This window comes from Rhodococcus indonesiensis, assembly GCF_047782815.1.
GTDB classification, from domain to species: Bacteria; Actinomycetota; Actinomycetes; order Mycobacteriales; family Mycobacteriaceae; genus Rhodococcus; species Rhodococcus indonesiensis.
Map to the genome: position 1 here is coordinate 3021250 of NZ_CP180630.1, position 26492 is coordinate 3047741.

Consider the following 26492-nt stretch of genomic DNA (forward strand, 5'->3'; position numbering starts at 1 on the left):
AGACTCCTCACTCTTGTCGTCGGATCGAGAATCGTTCGGGCGGTGGAGTTCGCACCAGATGCTTCTCGATCAATGAGAGAAAATGTGCGCCCGGTCACCGACCGGGCACGGCCGCGTGCGAGATCACTCGGGTGATGCCCCGGGCGGCAGCCTGCAGTGCCGGGATCTGTGAGTAGGCGGAGGGGTCGTTCGGCACGATCAACCCCAACGCGGCGACGACCTCGTCGTGCGTCCCGCGGACGGGGACCGCGACGCCCGTGGTGTCGGGGTGGATGTGACCCGCGCAGAGCGCGAATCCCTGTCGGCGGATCTGCGCCAGTGCCGCACGCAGATCTCGTGGGGTGTGGATGGTGTGCTCGGTGAACGCGCGCATCGGCGCGTTCATCACCTGTTCCTGCACCTCGGCCGGGCTGTGGGCGAGCAGCACCAGCCCGGACGAGGACGCATGGAGCGGTAGCCGACCGGCGACGCGGGTGAAGTTCACCGCCGCCCCGCGCGCGGTGAGTCGTTCCAGGAACAGCACCTCGGTCCCCTCCCGGACCGCCAGCTGGGTGTGCTGCTCGACCACGGCGTGCAGATCCTCCATGAACGGCCGCGCCGCCTCCCGCAGGCCCACGGTGGGCGACGATCGTGATCCCACCTCCCACAGCCGCACCCCGACCCGCACTCGGCGGCCGTCGCGTTCCAGCCATCCGCACCGGACGAGTTCCTCGATCAGCCGGGAGGCGGTGGCGACGTGCAGGCCTGCGCGCCGGGCGATCTCGGATACCGTCAGTGTGGAATCGTCGATGCCGAACGCCTCGATGATGCGGGCCGCGCGGGCGAGCACGGACTCTCCGGTGGGAACTCGCGCCACGCCTCTTCCTTTCCACGGCCACCGGGACTCACACGGTGGTGCGTTCGCCCTCGACGGTAGTCACGTCGCTCCGCGCCGTGAGCCGAACAGCGGAGACCACCACCGCTGCACCCAGGAAGGCGACGGCGACGAGCAGGTACAGCTCGGCAGCGGTCCAGCCGGCGTCGAGGAACGCGCCCGCGACGATCGGTGACATGATCGCGCCGATGCGTCCGACGCCGATGCCCCAGCCCATGCCGGTGGCGCGCAGGGACGGCGCGTACACCGCCGGGGTCAGTGCGTAGAGCCCGCCGATGCAGCCGTTCACGACGACGCCGATCGCCGCACCGAGGACGAAACCTACCGCCACGGTCACCGTGGCGGGCACGAACGCGGCGAGCAGGATTGCCGAGACCAGTAGGTATCCGGCCAGGACCCGCCCGAGACGGAACCGGACCGTCATCACGCCGAGGAGGGCGGTGCCGAGGATGCCACCCAGATTGAGCAACACGCCGCCGGTGATCCCCTGCGTCGCGGACATCCCGGCCTCCACCAGCAGCTTCGGCGTCCAGCTCGTCACGAAGTAGAACCCGAACATCGTCAGGAAGAAGGCACACCAGATCAACAGGGTGCTGCGGCGCTGCCCCGGGGCGAGCAGTTCGGCCGGTCCTACACCGCTCTTCCGGGTGTCGGCCGCGGCAGAGGCCGGGGGCAGCGCCCTCACCGGCGGGTGGCCGGCGCGGACGACGAACGAATTGATGCGCTCGAGTGCGTTCACCGGGCGGCGGGCGAACAGGAAGTCCAGGGACTCCGGGAGCCGGAACCAGACGAGCGGGATCAGGGCCGCGGTGCAGACACCGCCGAACAGGAACACCGAACGCCAGCCGGACGTGCTCTGCAGGACGACGGCCACTACGCCGCCGAGTGTCGCCCCGACCGCATAGCCGGTGGAGTTGAGAGTCACGGCCAGGCCGCGGAGACGGTTCGAGGCGAACTCACTCGAGATGACGTTGCTGCTGGCCAGGATTCCACCGATGCCGATACCGAGCACGCGCAGCGCGCCGAGTTGGCCGGCGTTCTGGCTCACCGCCGCGAGCAGCATACCGGTGGACGAAAGAGCCAGGCAGACAAGGATCATGGTCCGGCGGCCCACGCGATCCGCCCACGGCGCGAGGGCGATCGATCCGATCGCCATTCCGAACAACCCCGCGCTGAGCAGCAGACCCAGGACCGAACCCGAGATTCCCCACTCCTGCGAGACCGACTGGGAGGTGAAGGCCATGACCAGGACGTCGAAGCCGTCGAGCACATTGAGCAGCACACACAGTGCGACCGCGGTCCACTGGAACCGGCTCATGGGGCCGGTGGCGATGCGGTCGCGCAGATCGAGTTCCACGCGAATCTCCTTGCGTTGGAGGGATGCCGGACGCCGGGAGCAGTGCCCCGGGAGTGACAGAAGCATCACCGGCCCGCGTGCGACGTCGCTACGGAACTCTCAATGGTCGATAGAGAACTGTGTGTGGCACGACACAACGACCCGCCTGTTGCGATTCGAGTCGTTGTCATTGTGCGTCGCCGGCTTCCCGAGGTGCTGTGCAGCGACAGGTCGTCGACGGGGCCGCTCAGGATCTACGCCCAGGTTCTCGGCGAGGGGACACGGGTCGGTGCCGACGGCGTACCGGGCCGGCGAGATGCACATCGAGCGGCGGAGGACGCTCCCCGGCGCCGGGCGGTGAACTCGGCGCCGTGTGCGGAGCACGGTGCGCCGGCCGGCCCCGCGCTACTTCGGTCCCCCTGCCGGGGTGAGCCGAGGGGCCGGGGCTTCCGGAGTCTCGGACACTTCCCCGGATTCTCGGGGCGCGAGCACCGACGTCACCACTGTGCCGATCGCCGGTAACCGTTGCGCGGCGGTCGGGGCGACGGCGGCCAGCACGGTGGCCGCTCCCGCACACCCGAGCGCCTGAGTCCACCCCACCGGGCCGATCGGCACGCAGCCCAGCAGTCCGCTCACCCCCGGTGTGCTGATCAGTGCGGCCATCACGGCGAGCGATCCGAGGACGGTGCCGACGACGAGGGGGCTGCGCGAGTCGAGCAGGGTCTGCCCGAGCTGAGCCCCCACGAGCGCGACCAGTGCCACCGTCGACGCACGCGGGTTCGAGCCCGTCACCCTTGCCATGGCCCAGGCCGCGGTGGCCGCGGCCGCGGTCGCGGCGCCGCGGACGGCCACGGTGTGCAGCAGCGCGGACTCGCCGGGCCTCGGCGCGGGACCGGAGCCGTCGACGCGGGGGGTGCTGACGGCCAGGGCCGCTGCCGGGAGTGCGTCGGTGAGCATGTTCACCAGCAGCAGCTGCCGGGCATTGAGCGGGGAGCGGCCGGTGACCAGGCTGCCGAGTAGCGCGAACGCGACCTCGCCGGCGTTGCCGCCGAGCAGGACCGCCACGGCGGCCTGGACCCGCTGCCACAGCACGCGGCCCTCGTCGAGCGCGTCGAGCAGGCCCGCGACGCGGCCCTCGAGCAGCACGACGTCGGCCGCGCCGCGCGCGGGGTCGCTGCCGTGGGAGGCCACACCGATTCCGACGCTGGCGGCGCGGATCGCGGCGGCGTCGTTGGCGCCGTCACCGACCATGGCGCACACGTGTCCGGCGTGTTCGAGGGTCTGCACGATCTGCACCTTGTGCTCGGGGGACATCCGCGCGAAGACGAGACACTGCTCCACGGCTTGCTGTCGTTCGGTGTGGGAGAGCCCGTCCCATTCGGCACCGCTGAGGACCTGATCCGTGCTGACGGGCAGGCCGAGTTCACCGGCGATCGCGACGGCGGTCACCGGGTGGTCGCCGGTGATGAGCCGGACGGCGACGCCCTGCTCGAGCAGTGCGGGCAGCAGTCCGGCCGCGTCGGCCCGCGGTGTGTCGGACAGTCCGATCAGCCCGACGTGTCGCAACCCGTTTCCGCACAGTTCCGCGAGGGCATCGGGATCGTCTGTCGCCCGGCCCGTTTCGGAGTCGTTCAGGTCGCGCTGCCCCACCGCGATCACCCGTAGGCCTTCGGCAGCCAGGGCGTGCACCCGCTCCTGGAGTTCGGGACGGTCGTCGCCGTAGGCACCGAGCATCGTCTCCGGGGCGCCTTTGACCGCCAGGTGGTTTCCGGCGAGCGCGGCCGCGTAGGCCCGGCCGGACCGGAACGGCAGGTGGGCTGTCCGTTCGGCGGCCCGGTTTGCGACGGCGGCGGCGTGCGCGGACTCGACGATCGCGGCGTCGGTGGCGTGCTCGGGGGCTCCCCCGTTCGCCGGGATGCCGGTGCGGGCGGCGTAGGCCAGCACGTCCTGCCGGGTGAAGCCCGGAGCGGCGTCGACCGTCACGACCCGCAGACGGTTCTCGCTGAGTGTGCCCGTCTTGTCGAAGCAGACGACATCGACGCGGCTGAGGGCTTCGATCGAGCGGGGTGCGCGCACGAGGGTCGAGCGTTTGGTGAGCCGGCGGGCGGACGCGACCTGAGCGAGGGTGGCCACCAGGGTCAGTCCTTCCGGCACGGCCGCGACGGTGACCGCCACGCCGCTGGTCACTGCCGCGCGGATTCCGGTTCCGCGCAGCAACCCCAGTGCGGCGACGAGTACCCCGCCGCCGAGGCTGACGGGCAGCGCACGGCGAGTGAGGGTGCTCAGGCGTGCCTGCAGGCCCACTTCCCGGGCCGGTGCGGGCGCCATGGCGGTGGCACGACGGGCCTCGGTGGCCGCTCCCACCGCTGTCACGATCGTCACCGCGGTGCCGGTGAGCACGGTGGTACCCGCGTAGAGCATGCAGGCGCGTTCGGCCAGCGGCGCCCCCGGCGTCGATTCGCTCTGCTTGGCGACCGGAAGCGACTCCCCGGTCAGGGCCGATTCGTCGACCTCGACCCCGTCGGTGTGGAAGATGCGCCCGTCCGCGGGCACGACCTCACCCGGACGGACCTCGACGACGTGTCCGGGGCGCAGCGCGGCCGCGGGGACTCCGGCGTACCGCCGGTCCCCGCGCGGACCGGCGACGCGGCGGGCAGGTGGATCTTGCACCTCCAGAAGTCGTTTGAGAAGGCGTTCGGCGCGCAGGCGCTGGGCGGCCGAGAGTGCGGCGTTGAGCAGCAGTACCGAACCGACGAGGGCGGCATCGAGCGGGGATCCGAGTACCGCGCTCGCGGCGGAGCCGGTGGCGAGGACCGGGGTCAGCGGGTCCGCCAGTTCGGTGCGCACGGCCCGGGTGAAGTCGGCCGCGGATCCGAGCGGACGGACACCGACCCGCCGCACGCCCCGCACCACGCGCACCCGGGCCCGTACTCGCCACCCGGAGTCCACCGCGGGCGAGAGCAGCTCGTCCGGCGCGGGAAGGAGCGCGCAGACCTCGTCCACCGGCAGCGCGTGCCAGTCGTGGGCCGATCGTGGTGGCGGCAGCGCCGCGCCCAGCGCGGCGCGGGCCGCCGACGTTCCGGCCCACAGCCCGGCCGCGGCGCCGGCGGTGACCGATTCCGGACCGCTGCCGGGCACGCCGGGCAACATGAGCAACGCCCCGAGGGCGGACGCGTCGCGGGCGATCTCCACGCCGCGCCGGCTTGCGGTCCGCGCGGCCGGGAGGGCGTGCAGGATCCGCCACGCGCCGGTCAGATCGCGGACCATCACGTCCGCCGTCCAGGGTGGTCGGTGCCCGGCGCGGAGGACCCCGAGGCCCACGTCGGCGAGGGCGAGTGCCTGCGCCGCCTCGGTGGTGAGGACCGCGACGGTGCAGCCGCCGCGTTGCAGCGTCTCGACGACGGCGCGCAGCGTGGTGTCCATCGACTCGCCGACGGGTTCGAGACGGTCGAAGCCGTTCCGCAGGGATCCCATCGTCTCGTCCTCCGCGGAGACCACGGCGATCCCGGCGTGACGGGCGGCGGCGAGCACGGCGGAGGCGTAGCGGTCGTGGACCGGCCCGATCAGCACCTGTGCATCGACGGGGAGGTGCCCGGGCACATCCGGGACGGCGGAGACGGGATGCCGGCCGGCCGTCAGGACGCCACGTTCGACCGCCGTGCGCGCCCGGTCCCACACGGCCCGGCGGTCGCGGTCGGGGACGCCGCTCAGTCGCGTCACCGCGAGTGCGGCGGTGCACAGGACGCGGGGGTCGACGACGATCGCGTCGATCCGGTCGAGACGGCGCAGCACGTCCGGGCACAGAGTCAGCACACCGTGGGCGGCGAGCCCACGGGTGAGGGTGGCGGCGAAGGATTCCCGCGCGGTGCGGGTGGCCTTGGGGACGGCGACGAGCGCCGCGGAGCCGGCGGTGGTGGGCCTGCCGGTCAGCATCCCGGCTGCTGCCGCACCGGCGAGACCGGCCCAGCCGGCGCGGTCGGTGTAGCGCTCGACGACGCCGGCCGGCGGTTCGGTGGGACGGTCCGGGCGGTGCGGGCAGCGGGCCACGGCCGCGTGAGCGGCGAGTTCCGGTTCGAAGTCGCGCCAGGCGCGCCGCATCGCCAGGGTCTCGCCCAGGAGGACGGTCCGGGTGACGGCCTCGACGGCGGCCGAGGCCGGTGCGAGTGTCAGGGTGTGCAGCGCGGTGGTCCCGCCGGCCAGCAGCAGGTCGGCCCGGCCGGTCCCCAGCGTGGACTCGACGAGGGCGCGGATCCGGGGGTGGTAGTCCGATACGAGCACCGGGGCGGCTGCGGCGCCGGGCAGGTGCGGCAGCCGCAGATAGCGTCCCGTCGCGGTCAGCATCAGCCCGGTGACGGCGGTGGCCGCGGACACACCCCGCCGGACGAGCTGGACGTCGTCGCCGGGCAGCCCCTGCGGGGCGCCGGGACATGCGGTTGCATCGGTGTGTCGGGTTGCAGCGCATTCGGTTTCGATCTGCTCGACGATGCGCTGCAAGGTGCGGTCCGTGGGCCCGGCCGGGTCCGTGGACACCACGAGGCGGCACCAGGGGCGATGCAATTCGGCCGTGGCCACGCCCGGGGTGGCCCGGATCGCGGCGACGACCCGGTCGCCGAGCGCCGCCCCATCCGGGCCGTCGAGGCCCCGGACTTCGATCCAGGTCCGGGCACCGTTCGCCGCGCAGCGTCGGGTGGGGCGGCCGCTGCCCGCTTCCCGGGCGACGTCGGCGACGAGATGGAGCAGCGCCGCGGGGGCCGGGGCGGCGACCGCGGCGACGGGGGCGCGGAGCAGGGCCGTCCCGACGCCGGCCGCCGTGGCGGCGCCGACGACGGCGGCGTCGAGGGCGACGCCGGCACCGGCGGCCGCGACCCGGACGCCGCCCCGCAGAGCGGACCCGGGTAGCGACATCAGGGTCGCGACCGACCGGTACGGACGCCGCCGGTGGGATGTGCCGTGGTCCATGGTGTCCTCCTCGGCTGCCGCACGAGCATTCCGACCGGGACCCGGGCACCGGTGCCACTGCCGACCGTGCCCGCCGGCCGTCGTGGGCATCGAGGTCACCGATCCTTCAGCGTAGTTCGGTCGCCGCGCGGTGGACACGAGTCGGGCAGATTCGCCCGGATCTCAGCGGACGCTCTCGGTGACCGTCCAGTGTCCCTCCCCTTGCAGTTCGAGGACCCGGTCGTGGAATGTGTCGAGGGTGCTGCGGTGCCCGACGCTGACGACGACGCTGTCGGGCAGGGCCTCGCGGAGGGTGCGATAGAGCGCGTGTTCGAGCCCTTCGTCCACGGCGCCGGTGGCCTCGTCGAGGAAGACGGTCCGCGGCCGGGCCAGCAGGACTCGTGCGAAGCCGAGGCGCTGCTGCTCACCGGGCGAGAGCACGCGCGCCCAGTCGGTGTCGTCGTCGAGGCGTTCGGTCAGGTGCCCGAGGTGCACGCGGTCGAGCACCTCGCCGAGTCGCGCGTCGTCCGGTATCGGCGGACGAGGATAGGACAGCGCTTCGCGCAGCGTCCCGAGCGGCACGTAGGGATCCTGGGACAGGAACAACGCCTCGCCGTCCGGACGCGCGATCCGGCCGTGGGCGTACGGCCAGAGCCCGGCGAGGGAGCGCAGCAGCGTCGTCTTGCCGCTGCCGGAAGCGCCGCGCACGAGCAGCGCCTCCCCGGGTGGGATGTGCATGTCGAGGCCGGTCACGAGGGGACGGCCGGACGGGGTCCGGACGTCGAGACCGTGCATGTCGAGTGTGTCGCCCTGCTCGGTCGCGACGAGAACGGGCAGCTTCGCCGCCTGTTCGGTGGCGTCGAGCAGGCCGTTGAGCCGGATGGTGGTGGCGCGGAACGCGGCGAAGTCGTCGTAGGACTCGCGGAAGAAGGACAGCGATTCGTGGACCTGGCCGAAGGCGTTGCCGGTCTGCATCACGTCGCCGAGGGTGACCTGTCCGGCGAACAGCCGTGAGCCCTGGATGAGGAACGGGAAGATCACCGCGATCTGGTTGACGGTCAGGTTGAAGCCGTCGAATTTCAGGATCCGGAACACGATCCGCCACCAGTTGCGGATCACCGCGGCGAATCGGCCCAGCAGCCCGCCTCGCTCGACATCCTCCCCGCGGTAGAAGGCGATGTTCTCGCCGTACTCGCGGACGCGGACCAGGGCGTAGCGGTAGGTGGCGCCGAGCTTCTCGTTGAGGAAGTTCAGCCGGATCAGCGGCCGGCCGATCCAGAACGCCACCGCGGTGGTGACCAGCACGTAGAGGTAGACCAGGAACACCATCGCCCGGGGGATCTCGGTGCCGAAGACCGTGATCGGGCCCGACAGTTCCCACAGGATGCCGGTGAAGCTGACGATGGACAGCACCGCGGTGACCGCCCCCATCGACAGGATGCGGGTGGTGGTGACGAAATCGGTGACGTCGATCTGGATGCGCTGGTCGGGGTTGTCCACGGGCGGATCGACGAACCGGTCCCGGTAGAACGCGCCGGTGTCGAGCCAGGTGTCGACGAGCCGGTTGTTCAGGTGGGTGCGCCAGTGGATGTCGAGAGTCTGGCCGAGCAGGTACGCGACGAGGCTACGCGCCACGTGGATGGTGGCGAGCACGGCGAACACCCGCATGAACCGCCAGAACGCCGCCTCGTCGAGATCCTGGATCGCGGTGTAGAAGTCGTTGTACCAGTACGAGAACAGCACGTTCATCCGCACCGCGAAGACGGTGAACAGCAGCACCAGGGCCACGAGTCCGAGCGGGCCGAGGCCACGCCGCGGGTCGAAGTAGGGCCACGCGATGCGCCACCACTGCCGTCCCCAGTGGGTTGCCCGCGCGAGCAGCGCCACCACGAGGACGAACACCGCCGCTGTGATCACATACGCCTTCAGCGTCCACCAGGCGCTGTCGACGAGTACATTTCCCCATTCCATCGGTCGCTGCTCCCGTCTGCCGCGCGATCGCGCGATCCATGCGGAAGATTGTGGCCCTCGTTCCGGGTGCACGGCGCCGATTCGGTGGCCGACCACTGCGGCGCGTCCGGCCTCGCGGTCCTTGCCGCGGGCTTCGCCGAGGTTCCGGACTGCTGCTTGACCGCGGGCTCGGCGGGTATCCGACGGCCATGGAAGTTCTGGGAATTCTCATTCTGGTCGGAGTGGTCGTCTACGTGGTGGTCCAGCGTCGCCGGAGCGGGCCGCGGCGGTGAGCGCCGCTCGGGGCGCGGCGGTCGAGGCCGATCACCTCGGGTCCGGCGGCGGGAGTGGTACGAAACGTCGCCGGTCCTCGCCGTGAGCGGCGAGGACCGGCGGTCGAGGAGGGATGGTCAGCGGGTACCGGGCACCGTGCGGTGCGTCGTGGTCCGGCGGGTGAGGAGGTAGCCGAGGGCGATCATGCCCACCCCGAGAACGAAGTGCAGCCAGTCGTCGGCGGAGTTGACCGGGACGAAGTTGGCCGAGCTGTCCTTGTCGATGATCAGTCCGTAGAGCCACAGCACCAGGTAGATGATGCCGCCGCCGATGAGGTAGGACCGGGCGGCACCGACGGTGCGGGCCATCGCGACGCCCGCTACGCCGAAGAGCAGGTGCACGATGTTGTGGAGGATGGAGACTTCGAAGATTCCGAGCAAGAGTGCCTCGGACTCGTGTCCGGCGAATGTCATGGTGTCGTAGTTGGTCGTGATTCCGGGGATGAACCCGAGAATGCCGACGAGGAGGAACACCACGCCGACAGCGAGGGCGGCTGTCTGCACCGGCGTCCGGGTCATAGTTCGTCCTGCGTGCTCGGCCATGGCCGGCTCCTTTCGTTCGAACAGGTGACCGGAGCCGGATCGGCTGCGGCTGCCGGAGTGATACCTCCGGGAACACCGGCGAAACCTCGCTTTCGGGGGTTTTTCCCGGATCGGCGGCGGGCCGAGCCACGCGGGGTGGTCCACCTGGTCATCGCTCCGGTCGTGCGGGCTTGCAGGCGGGGGCGAGGCGGGCGACGAGGCGGGCCGCGACGTCGCGCAGTTTGACGTTCTCGTGCTGCGACTGCCGCACCAGCACGGCGAAGGCCTCCTCGGCGGTCAGCCCGCGAGCGGCCATGACGATTCCGACCGCGCGGTCGATCGTCGGACGCGACTGCAGGGCGCGACCGAGTTGCGCGATTTCCGTCCGGGCGCGGGCTCCGCGGCGGGCCTGCCGCAGTGCGGTTTCCACAGCAGTCGTGAACACCTCTACCAGCGTCTCGTCCAGCGATTCGAATCCGTGGTCGTGCTCGCTGTAGAGGTTGAACGAGCCGGCTGTCTCGTCGTCGATCCGCAGGGGCGCGGCCAGAGTGCTCGCCGTCCCGAACTGTTCCGCGCGTTCCCAGAATTGCGGCCAGCGTCGCCGCATCTCCGCGCGGTCCGCGCGGACCACCCGGCCGCTCCGCGCCGCGTCGAGGCAGGGTCCTGCGCCGGCGAGGAACTGGGCGTGGTCGAGTTCGTAGACCAGCGGAGTGCTGCAGACCTCGGTCTCGAGCCGGCCGTCCCGCAACAACGTCACACCTGCGCTCCCGGCGTCGGGCACGATCTTCACGATGTTGTCGACGAGCCGCTGCAGCATTTCGGGCAGCTCGTCGCCCTCGTCGAGCGCGTCGGACAGCCTCCGCAGCGCCACGGCGATCTCTCCGACCCGCCCGCACAGCGGGTCGTTCTCGGCTATGTCCCCGTCCACGACTGCATCCTCGTCGGTCGTTGCCCTTCCCAGCATGCGCCCGGCCCGCCCGTCAGGGAGCGGTTCCGGGGGTCTACTGCGCGAGGCGCTGCGCCAGGTAGTCGACGAGACCGTCGAGGGTGCTCAGATGCGCGTAGTCGGCCTCGGGGATGTCCACTCCGAGCGACGAACGCAGGCCGATCAGCACGTTCAGCCAATCCATCGAGTCGAGGTCGACCTGTTGGCGCAGCGGCCGGTCGCCCTCCAACTCGAGATCCTCGATTTCGGGTGCGACGTCGGCGATCGCGGCGACGACAGCGGCGCGGAGGCCGGCGGGCTCGCCGTGTTCGGTCTCGTCGGTGGTCACGATCTCACCTCACAGTCGTTCCGGGTGTTGGAGCAGTTCGGCGATCTCGGTCAGGAACAGGGCGCCGCGCCGCCCGTCGCTGACCCGATGGTCGGCGGCCAGGGTCGCGGTGACCACCGGCGCGGGCCGCACGGTGTCGCCGTCGACCCACGGCCGCCGTGTCGGCTTGCCGAAGCCGACCAGCGCGACCTGCGGCGGGTAGATCACCCCGTACACCGATTCCACGCTCTCCTCCCCCAGGTTGGTCACGGTGACGGTGGGGTCGGACATCTCCGAGCTGCGCAACGATCCGGCCCGGGCGCGCTTGACGAGATCGGCGAGAGCCGCCATCAGCTCGGGCAGGGCGAGGTCGGCGACGTCGTGGATCGCCGGGGCGATCAGTCCGCCCTGGCGCAGGGAGACCGCCACGCCCACGTGTGTGGCCGGGGCCGGGTGGAACTCGCCGTCGGTCCAGAATCCGCTCATCTCGGGACAGCGCCGGGTGGCCAGCGCGACCGCCTTGATCAGCAGCGCCGCAAGCAGGACGCGCTCGGTGACCGGTCGTTGCGCGTTGTACTCGGTGAGCCAGTCGAGAGCACGCGTGAGCGGGATCTGCTCCGACAGGTAGTAGTGCGGGATCTCCCGCTTGGACCGTCCCATCGCGGACGCGATGGCGCGGCGCATCTCGGCGGCCTTGTCGACGGGTGTCTTGGCCGGAGCCGCGGCGGGCGGGGGCGCCGCGGCAGCGGGTGCGACCGCGGTGCGGGCGGCCGCGGCCCGATCGACGTCCTCGATCGTCACCGACTCCCAGGGCCCGGTGCCGGTCACGGTGTCGAGGTCGACGCCCAGCGCCCGGGCCTGCCGGCGGGCGGCCGGCGAGATCCGTCGCCGCGCGGCCGGCGCAGGCTCGGTGACCGGGGCAGCGCCGGCGGCTGTGGGGACAGGAGCCGCACCGGCGGCTGCGGGGACAGGAGCCGCGCCGGCGGCTGCGGGGACAGGAGCCGCGCCGGCGGCTGCGGGGACCGGAGCCGCGGCCGGGGCCTCGGACACCGGGATCTCCTCGACAGCCGGAGCGTCTTCCCCGGGTTCGAGCATCGTCGCCATCGCCGCCCCGACCGGCAGGGTGATGCCCGGCTGCGCGAGCAGCCGGTGGACCACCCCGTCCCGCCAGATCTCGACCTCGACCTCCGCCTTGGCGGTGTCCACCGACGCGATCACCTGGCCCCGCTCGACCGTGTCACCGGGGGCGACGCGCCATTCGGTCAGGGTGCCCTCGTCCATGTCGGCCCCGAGGGACGGCAGGGTGAACTCGAACACGTCGCCTCCTCAGTTCTCGCCCGTCAGCGCCAGCACGGCGGCGACGATCTTCTCCGGTTGCGGGATCGCCGCCTGTTCCAGGTGCCGGGCGTAGGGCACCGGCACCTCTTCGCTGCACACCCGGGCCACGGGCGCGTCGAGGTCGTAGAACGCCTCCTCGACGATCCGGGTGGTCACTTCGGCGGCGAGGCCGACGCTGCGCCAGCCCTCGTCGACGACCACCACCCGGCGGGTGCGGCGGACGGAGTCCACGACGGTGGCGGTGTCGAGCGGACGCAGCACCCGAAGGTCGACGACCTCGGCCTCGATGCCGCTACCCGCGAGGGTTTCCGCGGCGGCGAGGGCCTTGCCGACGGTGCCGCCGTAGGCGACGAGCGTCACGTCGCCCCCAGGCCGCAGCACCCGTGCGCTCGCGATGTCGACCGGTTCGTCGGGGTCGATGTCGGCGGTGGTGTTGTAGAGCAGGGCGTGCTCGAACACGACGACCGGGTCCGGGTCCGCGAGGGCGGGCGCGAGCATTCCGCGGGCGTCCTGCACGGTGGCCGGGGCCAGGACCCGGATGCCGGGAATGTGCGCGTACCACGCTTCGAGACTGTGCGAGTGCTGTGCGGCCAGTTGCCGTCCGGCACCGGTGGCCATGCGGATCACGATCGGCACGGAGAACTGGCCGCCGGACATGTGGCGCAGCGCGGCGGCGGTGTTCACGATCTGATCGAGGGCGAGCAGACTGAAGTTGACGGTCATGATCTCGACGACCGGTCGCATCCCGCCGAGGGCCGCTCCGATGCCCGCGCCGACGAATCCGAGTTCCGACAGGGGGGTGTCCCGGATGCGTTGGGGTCCGAACTCGTCGAGCAGGCCCTTGGTCACGGCATACGTGCCCCCGTACCGCCCGATGTCCTCCCCCATCAGGAACACCCGCGGATCGGCGGTGAGCGCGTCGTGCAGCGCGGCGCGCAGGGCTTCGCGATAGCTGAGTTTCACAGCGCCTCCCCGGCCGGTGTGGTCACGTCGCGCAACAGGTCGGACTCGGGTTCCCAGGTGCCGGCCTCGGCGAAGGCGACGGCGGCGTCGACCTCGGCCGTGGCCTGGGCGTCGAGGTGCAGGAACTGTTCCTCGGTCAGCAGATTCAGTGCCTTCAGCCGCGCCGAGAACGTGTGGATGGGACCGCGTTCCTTCCAGCGTTCGACCTCGGCCTTGTCCCGGTAGAGCTCGGGGTCGAACATCGAATGGGCGCGGAATCGGTAGGTCTGGAACTCGACGAACATCGGCCCGCCGGTGCTGCGGACGTGGGAGACCCCGGCGCGAGCCGTCTCGTGGACGGCGAGCACGTCCATCCCGTCGGTCCGGAGGGTGGGGACGCCGAACGCGGCGGCCTTCGCGCACAGGTCGGTCTGCGATTCGGACCGGGCCAGGGCGGTGCCCATGGCGTACAGGTTGTTCTCGCAGCAGAACAGGACCGGCAGCTGCCACAGGGCCGCGAGATTGAGCGCTTCGTGGAACGCGCCCTCAGCCATCGCCCCCTCGCCGAAGAAGCAGGCGGTGACCCTCGGGGCCGACTGCATCTTGTCGGCCAGCGCCAGGCCCACCGCCAGCGGCAGGCCGCCACCGACGATCGCGTTGCCGCCGTAGAAGCGGGTGGCGGCGTCGAACAAGTGCATCGAACCGCCGCGACCCCGGGAGCAGCCTTCCTGCTTGCCGAACATCTCCGCCATGATCGCGTTCATGGACAGCCCATGGATCAGGGCATGCCCGTGTTCACGGTAGGTACCGACGACGCTGTCGTCGCGATCGAGTGCGTGCAGGGCGCCGACGGCCACGGCCTCCTCCCCCACGTACAGGTGCAGGAATCCGCGGATCTTGCCGGCGCCGTAGAGTTCGGCGGCCTTCTCCTCCATCCGCCGGATGCGCAGCATGTCGGCCAGCAGCCCGAGCGCGAACTCACGGTCGTAGGGGAATCCGGCGGCATGACCGCCGATCGATCCGCTGGTCATCCGGCCACCTCCGGGGTCTCGAGCGTCGACGTGTCGCCTTCGGCGAGGCCGAGTTCGCGGGCCTTGAGCAGCCGGCGCAGCGTCTTGCCGCTGCGGGTGTGCGGCAGCGAGTCGACGAAGGTGAGTTCCTTCGGGGCGACGGCCGCACCGAGCCGGACGCGGGCATGCCCGATCAGCTTGCGGCGCAACGCGTCGTCCGGTGCGACGCCGCGTTCGAGGACGACGAAGGCCTTGACCTTCTCGCCCAGGATCTCGTCGGGCACCCCGATCACGGCGGCTTCGAGCACGGCCGGGTGCTCGGCGAGTGCGCTCTCGACCTCGAACGGTCCGATGAGATGACCGGCGGACTTGATGACGTCGTCGGCGCGGCCGACGAACCAGAAATACCCGTCGGTGTCGCGGCGCGCGAGGTCCCCGGTGAGGTACAGATGGTCGGCGAAGCACTTGCGGTACCGCTCGTCCTGGTTCAGGTAGCCACGGAACATCGACGGCCAGCCCGCCCGCAGCGCCAGTTCCCCCTCGGTGTCGGGGTCGGTGACCTCGTGCACGGTGCCGTCCTCGTCGCGGCGGACGATCCGGGCGTCGACCCCGGGCAGCGGCCGGCCCATCGAGCCGGGCTTGATGTCGAACGCCGGCGTGTTGGCGATCATGATGCCGCCGGTCTCGGTCTGCCACCAGTTGTCGTGGATGGGCAGCCCGAGCACCTCGGTACCCCACCACACGGCGTCCGGGGCCAGCGGCTCGCCGACACTGGCGACGAACCGCAGGTTTGGGAACCGGTAGCGCCTCGCGACCTCGGGCCCGGCGCGCATGAGCATCCGGACCGCGGTGGGAGCGGTGTACCAGACGCTGATCTGTTGGTCCTGCAGGATCCGGTACCACCGTTCGGCGTCGAACTCCGCCTCGTCGACGATCGAGGTGACGCCGTGCAGCAGCGGCGCGACGATGCCGTACGACGTGCCCGTCACCCACCCCGGATCGGCGGTGCACCAGTAGATGTCGTCGGGATGCAGGTCGAGGGCGTATCGACCGGTGGCGTAGTGCGTGACGACGGCGCCGTGCACGTGCAGCGCCCCCTTCGGGGTGCCGGTGGTGCCGCTCGTGAAGTGCAGCAACGACGGGTCGTCGGCGGTCGTGGGGGTGAGGTCGGCGGCCGGCTCGGCGGCGTCGAGCAGTGCCCTCAGGTCGAGGGTGCCCGGCACGTCGGTGGCGGCGCCGCCGTCGCCGACGAGCAGCACGTGTTCGAGGGTCGGCACCCGGTCGCGCACCGCGGCGACCCGCCGGTGGTACAGCGCCTCCGTGGTCACCAAGACCTGCGCGGAGCCGAGTTCGAGGCGGGTGACCAGGGGTTCGGGACCGAAGGCCGAGAACAGCGGGGTGACGACCGTGCCGTTGCGCAGGGCGCCGAGGACGGCGATGTACAGCTCGGGGATCCGGTCGGCGAACACGAACAGCCGGTCGCCCTTACCGATCCCGAGGTCGCGCAGGACTCGGGTGAAGCGACGCACCCGGTCTGCGAGGTCGTGGTACGACAACTCCGTGACCTCGATGCGGCCGGTTGCGTCCCCCGGTGCGAGGAACCGGAGCGCCGGCCGGTCACGTAGCGGGCCGTCGGCGTGCCGGTCGACCGCCGACCAGGCGATGTTGCACCCCCCGCCGGGCGGGCCCGGCACCTGTGCTGCCGCCTCCTCCCACGTGAAGCGGGCACAGGTGGTCTCGTAGTCCGACAGGTTCGGCGGAACCCGCAGGTCGTCGGCCGTCTTGCGGATCACCGCGTCGCTGCTGGTCGTCACGGCCGCTCCCTCCGTTCGCGTCGAGCCGATCATGCGCCGCCCCGGACGACCCGGCATAGGGGCATTGGTCCTCACGCCCCGCACCGTGGGCGTGCGGACGCAGCGGCGCTGTCGTTCGTCGCCGCCCGTCGGGGCGTTGCCCCGGGGGGCGCGGCCGGGCACACTGACTGTCGACGTCCGTCGGTCCGCAGGGCATCCGAGGAGGCGACCGTGGAGTTGCAGGTCGTGGCGATCGACAAGCCCGACGACATGAACGTCGTCGTCGGGCAGGCCCATTTCGTCAAGACCGTCGAGGACCTGCACGAAGCGTTGGCCGGGGTGAGTCCTCATCTGCGGTTCGGTGTGGCGTTCTGCGAGGCCTCCGGGCCCCGCCTCGTGCGCTCCTCCGGCAACGACGACCGGCTCGTCGAGTTGGCCCGGCGCAACGCCCTGGCGGTGGGCGCGGGGCACTCGTTCTTCGTGTTCGTGGAGGACGGGTATCCGGTGAACTTCCTGAACACGTTGAAGCAGGTACCGGAGGTCTGCGGCATCTTCTGCGCCACGGCCAACCCGGTCGAGATCATCGTCGCCGAGACCGATCTCGGTCGGGGCATCGCCGGGGTGATCGACGGAAGCCCGCCCGTGGGCGTGGAGACGAGCACCGATGTCGCCGACCGCAAGGCCCTGCTGCGGACGATCGGCTACAAGCTCTGACGGCGGGGACAAGGGGCGGGGACAAGGGGCCGCGGCGCGCGGAGAGTCCGCTCGTCGCCGGTCCGGGCCCGATCAGGCGGCGCGTGTGTGAGGTCGCCGGCTGTCCGACCTCCGGGCCCGCTCGGTCACGCGTTCATCGCCCCCGCCCGGCTCCCCGGTCCCGGCTGAGCGCACCGGCAGCGTGCACCGCCGGCCGGTCCGGATGGTCGTACCGCACGACGATGTCTGCGGCGGCCGTCGCGGCGTCGTGCTCGAGCAGTGGCGGGATCGTCCAGCGGTCCTCGGCGGGCGTCAGCCGATCCAACGCGGCCTGCGACATCGCGAGGTGCACCGTGACATCGAAGGCCAGTCCCCGACCGAGCAGCATTGGCCCGGCGATCGTCAGCACCTGACCGTCGGGAGCGTCGATCCGCCGCGCGCGTGCCGATCGGTCCTCCGCCTCGTCCCACAGCTTCGGCAGCCACCGTCCGTTCTCCCGCAGGGCCCGGACCACTTCGCGGTCGAGCGCCCCGTAGTCGAACCAGTTCGCGCGGTAGCTCTCCTGGTCGGTGCGTCCGTGCTCGAACCGGAGCGAGGCCGGGCGCACGAAGTCGTGCAGTGACAGCACGGCCGCCGGCCGCCCCTCGACGCGAAGGCGGGCGGCCACCTCCTCGGCCAGATCCAGCGGTGCGGCCGCGTCGGCGGCGGAGATCGCGACACACACCCGGCCGCGGTGTCCGGCGGCGCGTGCTGCAACGACGTCGGCGAGGGCCTCGGGGCTGATCGGGGTGAACACCGTCATCGCTCCAGTCTCCGGCCTCTCCGTCGTCGCGGCCCCCGAAGATCCTCGGCTCCGGCCGGTTTCTCACCCCCGGCGCGGAAAGTGCCGGATCAGCCCCTCCTGCACGACCGTCGCCACGAGTTCCCCGTCGAGGGTGAAGTAGCGGCCCGTCGCGAGCCCCCGCGAGCCCGCCGCGACCGGCGACTCGGTGGCGTACAACGTCCATTCGTCGAACCGGACCGGCCGGTGGAACCACATGGAGTGGTTGACGGTCGCGGCGACGACGCGGTCCAGCCCCCAGGACAACCCGTGGGTGGTGAGGATCGAGTCGAGCACGGTGGTGTCGGAGCTGTAGGCCAGGGTGGCGGCGTGCAGGAGCCCGTCCTCGGGCAACGCGCCGTCGGCACGCATCCACACCCGATTGTGCGAGAGCCGTTCCCCGGTGCCTTTGAGGATCCACGCGGGATCGTTGGCATAGCGCATGTCGATCGGTTTGAGGGCGTTGACGAAGTGCGGTAGATGATCCTCGAACCCGGACAGGTGGTCCCCGAGCGGCGGCAGCACGTCCGGGTAGGGCACCTCCGGAACGCTCACCGCATGCTCGAGTCCCTTACCCCACCGCTGGAAGGCGACGAGCATGACGAACAGCTCCTTGCCGTTCTGGGACGCGGTAACCATGCGGTTCGCGAAGTCCCGGCCGTCGCGGTGCCGGGCCACCCGGTACTCGATCGGCGCCTTGACGTCGCCTCCGCGGATGAAGTGAGCGTTGAGCGCGTGCACGGGCCGGTCGCCGACCGTGCGGCCGGCCGCGATCAGCGCCTGCGCGACGAGCTGGCCGCCGAACGTGCGGCTACCCACCTGGACCGGGTGCTCTCCGCGGTAGAGGTCCTCGTCGATCTGCGCGAGATCGAGCAGATCGACGAGCACCTCGAGATCGGTCGCGGTGCGACGGCTCAATGGGTGTCCTTCTCCCCGAGCCGGTGCACGTGGATCAGGTTGGTCGACCCGGACCGGCCGGGCGGGGACCCGGCCACGATGACGACGAGGTCGCCGCGCTGGTATCGGCCGAGGGAGAGCAGCGCCGCATCGACCTGCTGCACCATCACGTCGGTGGTGTCGACCGGTTCGACGGAGAACGTCTCGGTGCCCCAGGTCAGCGCCAGCTGGCTGCGGATGTGCGGAACCGGGGTGAACGCGAGCAGCGGCAGCCTGGTGTGCAGTCGCGCCAGGCGCCGTACCGTGTCGCCGGACTGGGTGAACGCCACCAGCGCCTTGGCTTCGAGCCGTTCGCCGATGTCCCGTGCCGCGTAGGAGATCACCCCGCGCTTGGTCCGCGGCACGTGGGTCAGCGCCGGGACCCGGGTGGGGTCGGATTCGACCGCCGCGATGATGCGGGCCATCGTCCGCACCGTCTCGACCGGGTACTTGCCGACGGACGTCTCGCCGGAGAGCATCACCGCGTCCGCGCCGTCGAGCACCGCATTGGCGACGTCGGAGGCCTCGGCACGGGTCGGACGGGAGTTCTCGATCATCGACTCGAGCATCTGCGTGGCCACGATGACGGGCTTGGCGTTCTCGCGGGCGATCTGGATCGCCCGCTTCTGCACGAGGGGCACCTCCTCGAGCGGCATCTCGACGCCGAGGTCACCGCGCGCGACCATCACCGCATCGAACGCCAGCACGACCGCCTCGAGATTCTCGATGGCCTCGGGCTTCTCGAGCTTGGCGATCACCGGCACGCGGTGTCCCACCCGGTCCATCACCTCGTGCACGAGCTCGATGTCGGCCGGGGAACGAACAAACGACAGCGCCACGAAGTCCACGCCGAGGCGCATCGCGAACTCGAGGTCTTCGATGTCCTTCTCCGACAGCGCCGGAACCGAGATGTTCATCCCCGGCAGGGACACGCCCTTGTTGTTGCTGACCGGTCCCCCCTCGGTCACGCGGCAGACCACGTCCGAACCCTCGACGTGCTCGACGACCAGGCCGACCTTGCCGTCGTCGACGAGCAGGCGATCGCCGGGGCGCGCGTCCTCGGCGAGTTGCTCGTAGGTGGTCGAGACCCGGTCGTGCGTGCCCTCGACGTCGTCGACGGTGATGCGGACGATCTCGCCGGTCTTCCACACCGTCGGTCCCTCGGCGAACCGTCCGAGGCGAATCTTCGGGCCCTGCAGGTCGGCGAGGATGCCGACGGCATGCCCGCTGGTATCGGAGGCCTCGCGCACGCGGCGATAGTGAGCCTCGTGGTCGGCGTGTGCGCCGTGGCTGAAGTTGAGGCGGGCCACATCCATCCCGGCGTCGACGAGTTCCCTCAGGACCTCGGGGTCTGCCGTGGCCGGGCCCATGGTGCAAACGATCTTGGTGCGTCGGGTCACGCGGTCGAGCCTAGTACCCGCGTGACGACCACGGAGCATGGCGGGCGATCCGCGGGGGTCAGGCGGCAGGAGCGGCACGGATCCGCCGGTCGGCGGCGGGCCAGGCGGGCGATAAAATCTGTGTCACATGTAAGAGAAATTCGTACCGGAACGGCCGGCGCCGGGAGTTCGGGGTCCCGGGCGCCCCCTCCCCGACAGCTGTCTCCGGTACTGCAGGTTTCCTGTGGTGATCGGGTAGATTCCGATCCACCGGAGATCGTGGCAGCGAGGACACCGAGCGAGGGAACCTGGAATGGAGAAGACGCGGAAGGAGCCGGTGCCGGACCCCCGCCGCGGCGTCTACGGCATCTCGGTGGCATCCGAGTTGTCCGGGGTCGACCCGCAGTCCATGCGGCTGTACGAGCGTCGCGGACTGCTCAGCCCGGCGCGCACCCGGGGCGGCACCCGCCGATACAGCGACGAGGACGTGGCGCGCCTGCGACGGATCAGCGAACTCCTGTCGGAGGGCATCAATCTGGCCGGTATCGCCCAGATCTTCCGCCTCGAGTCGCATCATGCCGAACTGGCGTCCCATACGGCGCAACTCGAATCCCACAACGCGCGCCTCGAATCGGACAAGGCTCGCCTCGAGGACGCCAATGCACGTCTCGAGTCGGACAATGCGCGCCTACGGGCGGGCACCGACGACAGCACAGCGACCTCATAGCGCAGACGCACCGGTCGCCCGCCGGCGACCGGTGCGCTTTCGAGCGGCCGAGGACACGGCCGCTGCCGCCCCGCTCAGCGGGCTTCGTTCGCGGCCTGCTGCTCGGTGCGCGCGCCCTCGTGCGCCAGGGTCCCGGAAGCGTTCTCGAGATGGGCCCGGACGAACCACTGGAACTTCTCGAGATCCCGCGTCTGCCCGATGAGCAGATCCTCGGTGATCGGATCGATCTCCCCGACCTCCGAGATCGCCTTGCGGCAGTCCCCGATCACGCCGTCGTACACCAGATCGAGCGCGGCGAGATGCGCCTGGGCGGTGTCCCGCCCCACCGAGTAGTCGTCCCACGAACGGTCCTTCTCGATCGCGCCCGCGGTTCCCTTCGGCGAGGATCCGAGTGCCGCGATGCGTTCGGCGACATCGTCGGCGAATCCGCGGACCGCTTCGACCTGCGGGTCGATCATCTCGTGCACACCGATGAAGTTCGGCCCCACGACGTTCCAGTGCACGTGCTTGAGGGTGAGGTGCAGGTCGTTGTAGGCACTGAGACGATTCTGCAGCACTTCGGCCACCCGGGCGCCCTCGCTGTCGCTCAGGCCGGGGACGGTGAACTTCGCCATCTTCGATTCCTCCTACAGACTCGTGTGACGTACCTCCGCAGGCCGTCTGCCGGCCCGCCGGTCAGCACGTGGGTGCCGGGGTAACTCGCCGGAGGGCTACCCCGTTCCGCGGTCGGCGAAACCGCCGAGCAGTAGCGTGCACGCGTCCCCACGCGAAAAGGGCGTGCACGCGTCTCCACGCGAGGAGGCGGCCACGACCGGCGCGCGGGCCGTCCACCTCGAGCAGAACTGTACGCAGCATTTGACAAAATTTCTGTTCTGCGAGACAGATTATTTGCCGTGCGTGAGTGGGGGCGGTGCGCTGCGGAACCGCGGGCGCCTCGAAGTGCCTCCCCGCTCCGCTTCGAGTGATAGACAAAAAACTACTTGTCATAAGTACGAGTTCGACAGCAATCGCCGGAGCGACCGGCCCCGGTGTCGAGCAAGGAGGCGCGACGCGATGACCGCAGCGGACCTGGTGGTGGTGGCCAATCGGCTCCCCGTCGACTACGACCCATCGGCCGACGACGGACGCGGCGGGTGGCGCCGCAGCCCGGGCGGGCTCGTCACCGCCCTGGAACCGGTGCTGCGTGCCGCCGACGGCGCCTGGGTGGGCTGGCCCGGCGCCGCCGACGTCGCGTTCGAACCCTTCACCGAGGACGGCATCACGATGCACCCCGTCTCCCTCACCGAAGGCGAAGTGGCCGACTACTACGAGGGCTTCTCGAACGCGACACTGTGGCCCCTGTACCACGACGCGATCGTCGCGCCGGTCTACGACCGGACGTGGTGGCGGACCTACGTCGCGGTCAACCGCCGCTTCGCGGCGGCCGCGGCCGATGCGGCCGCCCCGGGCGCCACCGTGTGGGTGCACGACTATCAGCTGCAGCTGGTGCCGAAGATGCTGCGCGAGTTGCGGCCCGACCTGAAGATCGGGTTCTTCCTGCACATTCCCTTTCCGCCCACGGAACTGTTCCTGCAGCTGCCGTGGCGCACCGCCGTCGTCGAGGGTCTGCTCGGCGCCGACCTGGTGGGGTTCCACTTGCCCGGCGGCGCCCGCAACTTCCTGTTCCTGGCGCAGCGCCTGCTGGGGCTGCACACCCACGCGCACTCCGACCTCGACTCGTGTGTGGGCGCCGTCGACGTCGGTGACCGGCGCGTGCAGGTCGGCGCCTTCCCCATCTCGATCGACTCGGCCCACTTCGCGGAACGCGTGCAGTCCCCGCACATCCGGGAGCGGGCCGCGCAGGTCCGCGAGGAACTCGGCAACCCCGAGATCCTGCTGCTCGGCGTGGACCGCCTCGACTACACCAAGGGCATCGACATCCGGCTCGAGGCACTACACGAACTGCTCGACGAGGGCACCCTCGACCCCGAGAAGGTCGTCATGGTGCAGCTTGCCACCCCGAGCCGCGAGCGCGTGTCCGCCTACGCGCAGCTGCGCGAGGACATCGAACGCAAGGTGGGCCACCTCAACGGCGAATACGGGCAGCTGGGCCGGCCGGTGGTGCACTATCTGCACCGGCCCGTGGACCGGGACGAGCTCATGGCCCTGTACAGCGCCGCGGACGTCATGCTCGTCACGCCTCTACGCGACGGCATGAACCTCGTCGCCAAGGAGTACATCGCATGCCGGGCCGACGGCACCGGCGCGCTCGTCCTCAGCGAGTTCACCGGAGCAGCAAGCGAACTGCGCCGAGCCCACCTGGTCAACCCACACGATCTCGATGCCGTCAAACGCGCTATCGTCGTCGCCGCCACCGAGGATGCGGCAACCGCGGCCCGCCGGATGCAGTCGCTGCGCACCCAGGTGCTCCATCACGACGTCGACCGGTGGGCCGACGCCTTCCTCACGGATCTGCGCGCCAGCGGCACCGGCAAAGCGGCGGCGGCGAGCGCCTGAGCCGGGCCCGGCACGGCCGGATCACGTTTAGCGATCCGGCTTGGCGGCGATCCCTCCCGTGACCGTGACCCCGCGCCCGGAGGAGACCGCCGATGGCCGGCCCCGTAGTTCAGAGCCCGACCTCGTCGCGCGCCCGGCGGGCCTCGGCGGACGACACCGCCCGGCTCGCCGCCGAGGTCGGCCTGCCGTTCGTCGCCGCGGGTGCCATCGCCCGCCGTCGCAGGGTGATGGGTCTGCTCGAGCGAACTCAGGCCGACGCCCGCATCGTCGCCACCGTCGCGCGCCTACGCGAACGCTACGGCGACGCTCCCCTCACTTTCGCCCTGCCCGGGCGGACGCTCGCGGTGGTGCTCTCGCCGTCGGACGTCGACGCCGTGCTGAGAACCGGCGCCGGCTCCTACACCGCCGCGACGGTCGAGAAGCGCGCTGCCCTCGGTCCGTTCCAGCCCCACGGGGTGCTGGTCTCGCGCACCCCGCTGCGGGAGAGGCGCCGCGCCGTCAACGAGAGGGCGCTCGACACCGATCGGGACCTGCACCGGCTCGCCACACCGATGCTGCACACCATCGAGGAGGAGGCGAACGGACTGTTGCGCCGCGCCCGGGCGGAGGGGGGCCTGAGAGAGTGTTGTGGAACCCGCGCTGTCAGTCGGTGAGGTCCTCTGCTAGCCGGCGTGCCGCTTCGGCTTCGATCGGACCGCGGGGCTCGATGTCTTCGCCGGCCAGGCGGGCCGCCATGAGCCTGATCATCGCGACCTGGATCATGGCCTCGGCATGTGCCGTCTTGCGTTCGTAGTCCCGTGCCAACCGTCTACACCTCGTCAACCATCCGAAGGTCCTCTCGACCACCCACCGCCGGGGCAGCACCTGGAAGCCTTTCACGTCCGCGTTGCGAGGTACCACCACGACCTCGAGATTCTCGGTGCGGGCCGCCCAGTCGACCAGGCCCGCATCGACCGAGTTGACGTACCCGCCGTCGACCCACACCAGCCCCAAGCCGGGGAACCGGGTCCGGGCCCCGGCCAGCACCAGCCGGGCCCCGGCCCGGTCCTGCACCGACGCCGAGTGCACCAGCCCGACCAACATCAACCCGAGGGTGTCGACCAGCAGATGACGCTTGCGGCCCCGGACGCGTTTGCCGGCGTCGTAGCCGATCTGCTCGCCGCCCTCGCTGCTGCGCACCGACTGCGAGTCCAGCACCGCCGCCGATGGCTGCGGATCACGTCCGTCGTTGGCACGCAACCGATCTCGCAGGGTGTCGTGGATGCGCGCCCAGGTGCCGTCCGCGCTCCAGGCGGCGAAGATCCGGTAGGCGGTGCTCCACGGGGCCAGATCGTGCGGGACCAGCCGCCAGGCGCAGCCGGTGGCCAGCACGTACAAGATCGTGTCGACGACCAGTCGGCGCGGGTGCACCGGCGGCCGGCCCCCGAGCCGCGGACTCGGTCGAGGCAGCAGCGGTTCGATCACCGCCCACTGCGCATCGGTCAGCGACGAGTCGTAGGCGGGCTTGCACACACACGGACACACGTACCGAGACGATCATCGATCACGTTCGGATACCACGGCCGACACGCCGCGTCCGCACAGGGTTCCACAACACTCTCTGAGCGCCGCGGAGTTCACCCGCTCCTGGTGGCGACTGGTGCGCCGGCTCGTCCTCGGCGATGCGGCACGCAACGACGACACCCTCACCGATCAGTTGTGGCGGTTGCGGTCCGACGGCAACTGGGCCTACGCCCATCCCGTGCGCCATCGACTGCGCGACCGGTTCACCGAGCGGCTGCACGGTTACGTCGAGCAGGCTCCCGCCGGAACCCTCGCCGGTGCACTCGGTGAGATCGCCGAGCCGGCCGCGGTCGATCCGCAGGGGCAGATCCCGCACTGGCTGTTCGCCTTCGACGCCGCTGGCATGGTCACCGCCCGCACCCTGGCAGTACTCGCCACCCATCCTGTACAACGGGCACGGGCCCGCAGCGACATCGCCGCCGCCGGCCTCGGCACCCCCGCACCACTCGAGTACCTGCGCGGGTGTGTCCTCGACACCACGCGGCTGTGGCCGACCACGCCTGCGATCCTCCGGGATTCGACGGCCGACACGACGTGGAACGACGAGCGCGGCAGCTACACGATCCCGGCCGGGACCGGTTTCGTCGTGCTCGCACCCGCATTCCACCGGGACTCCGAGACACTGCCGTTCGCGAACCGGTTCGCGCCGGAGATCTGGGTCGACGGCGAGGCCGACCGGTATCCGGCGCTCGTCCCGTTCAGTGTCGGCCCGGCCGGGTGCCCGGGCCGCAATCTCGTCCTGTTCGTCACGAGCACCCTGCTCGCGCACCTGCTCGCCGGCGCCGAGTTCACGCTGACCTCCCGCCTGAAGCCGGATCCGGCGCGGCCGCTGCCGGCCACCCTGAACAACTTCGGACTGGAGTTCGCCGTCCGGTGACCGGCAGGACGCCGCCGGGAAGGGGCGGTGCGGCCGGGCCGCACCGCCCCTTCCCGGTTCCCCGCTCAGTCGCCGGGGGAATTCTCCGCGATCTCCGGGGCGTTCTCCCGTGTCGCCATGCCGCCGTCCTTGCCCTCGTCCACCGGGCCGGGGCGGCCGCCCTTGGGCTCGTCGTCCTCGTCCCTCGACTTCTTCTCCGTCACGACTTTCTCTCCATCGGGGTTGCGCTCACGAGCCGGGACGATCGATGTCGCCGCGCCAGCCGCCGTCGGCGACGCCGCGCTTCTCGATGAACTCCTTGAAGCGCTGCATGTCGCCCTTGATGCGCAGGTCGAGCAGGCCGAGTTTGTCGGCGACGTTCTCCACGACTCCGTCGGGGTCGACATCCATCTGAGCGGTGACCCGCGTGGTGGACTCGTCGAGCCGGTGGAAGGTGATCACGCCGGCGTGGTCCGGACCGGCATCGGATTTCCACGCGACCCGCTCGTCGGGATGCTGCTCGGTGATCGTCGCGTCGAACTCCCGGGTTCCACCGGCGACCTTGACGACCCAGTGGGTATGGGTGTCGTCGATCTGACGGACCTGCTCGACGCCCTCCATGAAGCGGGGAAACTCCTCGAACTGTGTCCACTGGTCGTAGGCCGTACGGATCGGGACGTGGACGTCGACCGACTCGATGATCGTGCTCATGACGTTCCTTCCTGCCGCGACCG

At 71.0% G+C, this 26492-nt stretch carries 23 protein-coding genes; 5 read left to right on the forward strand and 18 right to left on the reverse strand.

Annotated elements, in window-relative coordinates; translation table 11 throughout:
* Positions 1-94: 94 nt before the first annotated feature.
* The 11 genes from ACM26Y_RS13920 to acsA all read right to left on the reverse strand — a co-directional run bounded on the left by ACM26Y_RS13920 (position 95) and on the right by acsA (position 16342).
* Entirely contained in the window at positions 95-856 is a 762-nt protein-coding gene (locus tag ACM26Y_RS13920) for an IclR family transcriptional regulator (protein WP_416061193.1), read from the reverse strand.
* 28 nt (positions 857-884) lie between these two features.
* Complete coding sequence (locus ACM26Y_RS13925; protein WP_416061194.1) at positions 885-2231, reverse strand: MFS transporter; 1347 nt, start codon at positions 2229-2231, stop codon at positions 885-887.
* A 384-nt stretch (positions 2232-2615) separates the two neighbouring features.
* A complete protein-coding gene (locus tag ACM26Y_RS13930; protein WP_416061195.1) occupies positions 2616-7169 on the reverse strand; it encodes a cation-translocating P-type ATPase in 4554 nt (1517 codons plus the stop codon).
* A gap of 162 nt (positions 7170-7331) precedes the next feature.
* On the reverse strand, positions 7332-9119 hold the full coding sequence (locus ACM26Y_RS13935) for an ABC transporter ATP-binding protein/permease (RefSeq protein WP_416061196.1): 1788 nt from the start codon (positions 9117-9119) through the stop codon (positions 7332-7334).
* Positions 9120-9508: 389 nt separating this feature from the next.
* On the reverse strand, positions 9509-9949 hold the full coding sequence (locus tag ACM26Y_RS13940; RefSeq protein ID WP_416063674.1) for a DUF4383 domain-containing protein: 441 nt from the start codon (positions 9947-9949) through the stop codon (positions 9509-9511).
* A 172-nt stretch (positions 9950-10121) separates the two neighbouring features.
* Positions 10122-10880: a GAF and ANTAR domain-containing protein gene (locus ACM26Y_RS13945; protein ID WP_416061197.1), complete on the reverse strand. Its 759-nt coding sequence runs from the start codon at positions 10878-10880 to the stop codon at positions 10122-10124.
* Between the two features lie 73 nt (positions 10881-10953).
* A complete protein-coding gene (locus tag ACM26Y_RS13950; RefSeq protein WP_003935769.1) occupies positions 10954-11226 on the reverse strand; it encodes an acyl carrier protein in 273 nt (90 codons plus the stop codon).
* Between the two features lie 9 nt (positions 11227-11235).
* Positions 11236-12522 (reverse strand): dihydrolipoamide acetyltransferase family protein, encoded by a 1287-nt coding sequence (locus ACM26Y_RS13955; protein WP_416061198.1) that lies wholly within the window; start codon positions 12520-12522, stop codon positions 11236-11238.
* Positions 12523-12531: 9 nt separating this feature from the next.
* Positions 12532-13506 carry an alpha-ketoacid dehydrogenase subunit beta gene (locus tag ACM26Y_RS13960; protein WP_416061199.1) on the reverse strand — a complete coding sequence of 325 codons (975 nt, stop codon included), beginning with the start codon at positions 13504-13506 and terminating at the stop codon, positions 12532-12534.
* On the reverse strand, positions 13503-14516 hold the full coding sequence (pdhA, locus tag ACM26Y_RS13965; RefSeq protein WP_289379749.1) for a pyruvate dehydrogenase (acetyl-transferring) E1 component subunit alpha: 1014 nt from the start codon (positions 14514-14516) through the stop codon (positions 13503-13505). Before pdhA ends, ACM26Y_RS13960 begins: the two co-directional genes overlap by 4 nt.
* On the reverse strand, positions 14513-16342 hold the full coding sequence (gene acsA, locus ACM26Y_RS13970; protein ID WP_193788808.1) for an acetate--CoA ligase: 1830 nt from the start codon (positions 16340-16342) through the stop codon (positions 14513-14515). The genes pdhA and acsA overlap by 4 nt, the downstream gene beginning before the upstream one ends.
* Positions 16343-16519: 177 nt before the next feature.
* On the opposite strand from acsA, the gene ACM26Y_RS13975 reads away from it, so the two are divergent.
* Positions 16520-17002 (forward strand): adenosine-specific kinase, encoded by a 483-nt coding sequence (locus ACM26Y_RS13975; protein WP_003935776.1) that lies wholly within the window; start codon positions 16520-16522, stop codon positions 17000-17002.
* 133 nt (positions 17003-17135) lie between these two features.
* Here ACM26Y_RS13975 and ACM26Y_RS13980 read toward each other — a convergent pair whose 3' ends face one another.
* The 3 genes from ACM26Y_RS13980 to pyk form a co-directional block, all read right to left on the reverse strand.
* Positions 17136-17783, reverse strand: coding sequence for a uridine kinase (locus tag ACM26Y_RS13980; RefSeq protein WP_416061200.1), 648 nt, complete (start codon positions 17781-17783; stop codon positions 17136-17138).
* 63 nt (positions 17784-17846) lie between these two features.
* Positions 17847-18719, reverse strand: coding sequence for an acyl-CoA thioesterase II (locus ACM26Y_RS13985; protein ID WP_416061201.1), 873 nt, complete (start codon positions 18717-18719; stop codon positions 17847-17849).
* Entirely contained in the window at positions 18716-20137 is a 1422-nt protein-coding gene (gene pyk, locus ACM26Y_RS13990) for a pyruvate kinase (RefSeq protein WP_003935779.1), read from the reverse strand. The genes ACM26Y_RS13985 and pyk overlap by 4 nt, the downstream gene beginning before the upstream one ends.
* 292 nt (positions 20138-20429) lie before the next feature.
* Between pyk and ACM26Y_RS13995 the strand changes: the two genes are divergently transcribed.
* The gene (locus ACM26Y_RS13995; protein WP_416061202.1) at positions 20430-20843 is read left to right on the forward strand and encodes a MerR family transcriptional regulator; all 414 of its coding nucleotides are present in this window, start codon (positions 20430-20432) and stop codon (positions 20841-20843) included.
* Positions 20844-20917: 74 nt separating this feature from the next.
* On the opposite strand, the gene dps is transcribed toward ACM26Y_RS13995, so the two are convergent.
* The gene (gene dps / locus ACM26Y_RS14000) at positions 20918-21457 is read right to left on the reverse strand and encodes a DNA starvation/stationary phase protection protein Dps (RefSeq protein ID WP_003935781.1); all 540 of its coding nucleotides are present in this window, start codon (positions 21455-21457) and stop codon (positions 20918-20920) included.
* 439 nt (positions 21458-21896) lie between these two features.
* Between dps and ACM26Y_RS14005 the strand changes: the two genes are divergently transcribed.
* Positions 21897-23339, forward strand: coding sequence for an alpha,alpha-trehalose-phosphate synthase (UDP-forming) (locus tag ACM26Y_RS14005; RefSeq protein ID WP_054374101.1), 1443 nt, complete (start codon positions 21897-21899; stop codon positions 23337-23339).
* A gap of 92 nt (positions 23340-23431) precedes the next feature.
* Positions 23432-23992, forward strand: coding sequence for a hypothetical protein (locus ACM26Y_RS14010; RefSeq protein WP_416061203.1), 561 nt, complete (start codon positions 23432-23434; stop codon positions 23990-23992).
* Here the strand turns inward: ACM26Y_RS14010 and ACM26Y_RS14015 are convergent.
* On the reverse strand, positions 23982-24851 hold the full coding sequence (locus ACM26Y_RS14015; RefSeq protein ID WP_235431173.1) for an IS5 family transposase: 870 nt from the start codon (positions 24849-24851) through the stop codon (positions 23982-23984). The two genes, ACM26Y_RS14010 and ACM26Y_RS14015, sit on opposite strands and share 11 nt — an antisense overlap.
* A 127-nt stretch (positions 24852-24978) precedes the next feature.
* Between ACM26Y_RS14015 and ACM26Y_RS14020 the strand changes: the two genes are divergently transcribed.
* Positions 24979-25779: a cytochrome P450 gene (locus tag ACM26Y_RS14020; protein WP_416061204.1), complete on the forward strand. Its 801-nt coding sequence runs from the start codon at positions 24979-24981 to the stop codon at positions 25777-25779.
* 65 nt (positions 25780-25844) lie between these two features.
* On the opposite strand, the gene ACM26Y_RS14025 is transcribed toward ACM26Y_RS14020, so the two are convergent.
* Both ACM26Y_RS14025 and ACM26Y_RS14030 read right to left on the reverse strand, forming a co-directional pair.
* Positions 25845-25982 (reverse strand): hypothetical protein, encoded by a 138-nt coding sequence (locus ACM26Y_RS14025; RefSeq protein WP_003935784.1) that lies wholly within the window; start codon positions 25980-25982, stop codon positions 25845-25847.
* 25 nt (positions 25983-26007) lie between these two features.
* On the reverse strand, positions 26008-26469 hold the full coding sequence (locus ACM26Y_RS14030) for an SRPBCC family protein (RefSeq protein ID WP_416061205.1): 462 nt from the start codon (positions 26467-26469) through the stop codon (positions 26008-26010).
* Between the last annotated feature and the right edge of the window lie 23 nt (positions 26470-26492).

Bases quoted from the DNA above. Each gene is read 5' to 3' on its own strand.
- ACM26Y_RS14010 (WP_416061203.1), top strand. From the start codon at position 23,432: ATGGCCGGCCCCGTAGTTCAGAGCCCGACCTCGTCGCGCGCCCGGCGG.
- ACM26Y_RS14005 (WP_054374101.1), top strand. From the start codon at position 21,897: ATGACCGCAGCGGACCTGGTGGTGGTGGCCAATCGGCTCCCCGTCGAC.
- ACM26Y_RS13935 (WP_416061196.1), bottom strand. From the start codon at position 9,119: ATGGAATGGGGAAATGTACTCGTCGACAGCGCCTGGTGGACGCTGAAG.
- ACM26Y_RS13940 (WP_416063674.1), bottom strand. From the start codon at position 9,949: ATGACCCGGACGCCGGTGCAGACAGCCGCCCTCGCTGTCGGCGTGGTG.
- pdhA (WP_289379749.1), bottom strand. From the start codon at position 14,516: ATGACCAGCGGATCGATCGGCGGTCATGCCGCCGGATTCCCCTACGAC.
- acsA (WP_193788808.1), bottom strand. From the start codon at position 16,342: ATGATCGGCTCGACGCGAACGGAGGGAGCGGCCGTGACGACCAGCAGC.
- ACM26Y_RS13995 (WP_416061202.1), top strand. From the start codon at position 20,430: ATGGAGAAGACGCGGAAGGAGCCGGTGCCGGACCCCCGCCGCGGCGTC.
- ACM26Y_RS13980 (WP_416061200.1), bottom strand. From the start codon at position 17,783: ATGACGGTGTTCACCCCGATCAGCCCCGAGGCCCTCGCCGACGTCGTT.
- ACM26Y_RS14030 (WP_416061205.1), bottom strand. From the start codon at position 26,469: ATGAGCACGATCATCGAGTCGGTCGACGTCCACGTCCCGATCCGTACG.
- dps (WP_003935781.1), bottom strand. From the start codon at position 21,457: ATGGCGAAGTTCACCGTCCCCGGCCTGAGCGACAGCGAGGGCGCCCGG.
- ACM26Y_RS13930 (WP_416061195.1), bottom strand. From the start codon at position 7,169: ATGGACCACGGCACATCCCACCGGCGGCGTCCGTACCGGTCGGTCGCG.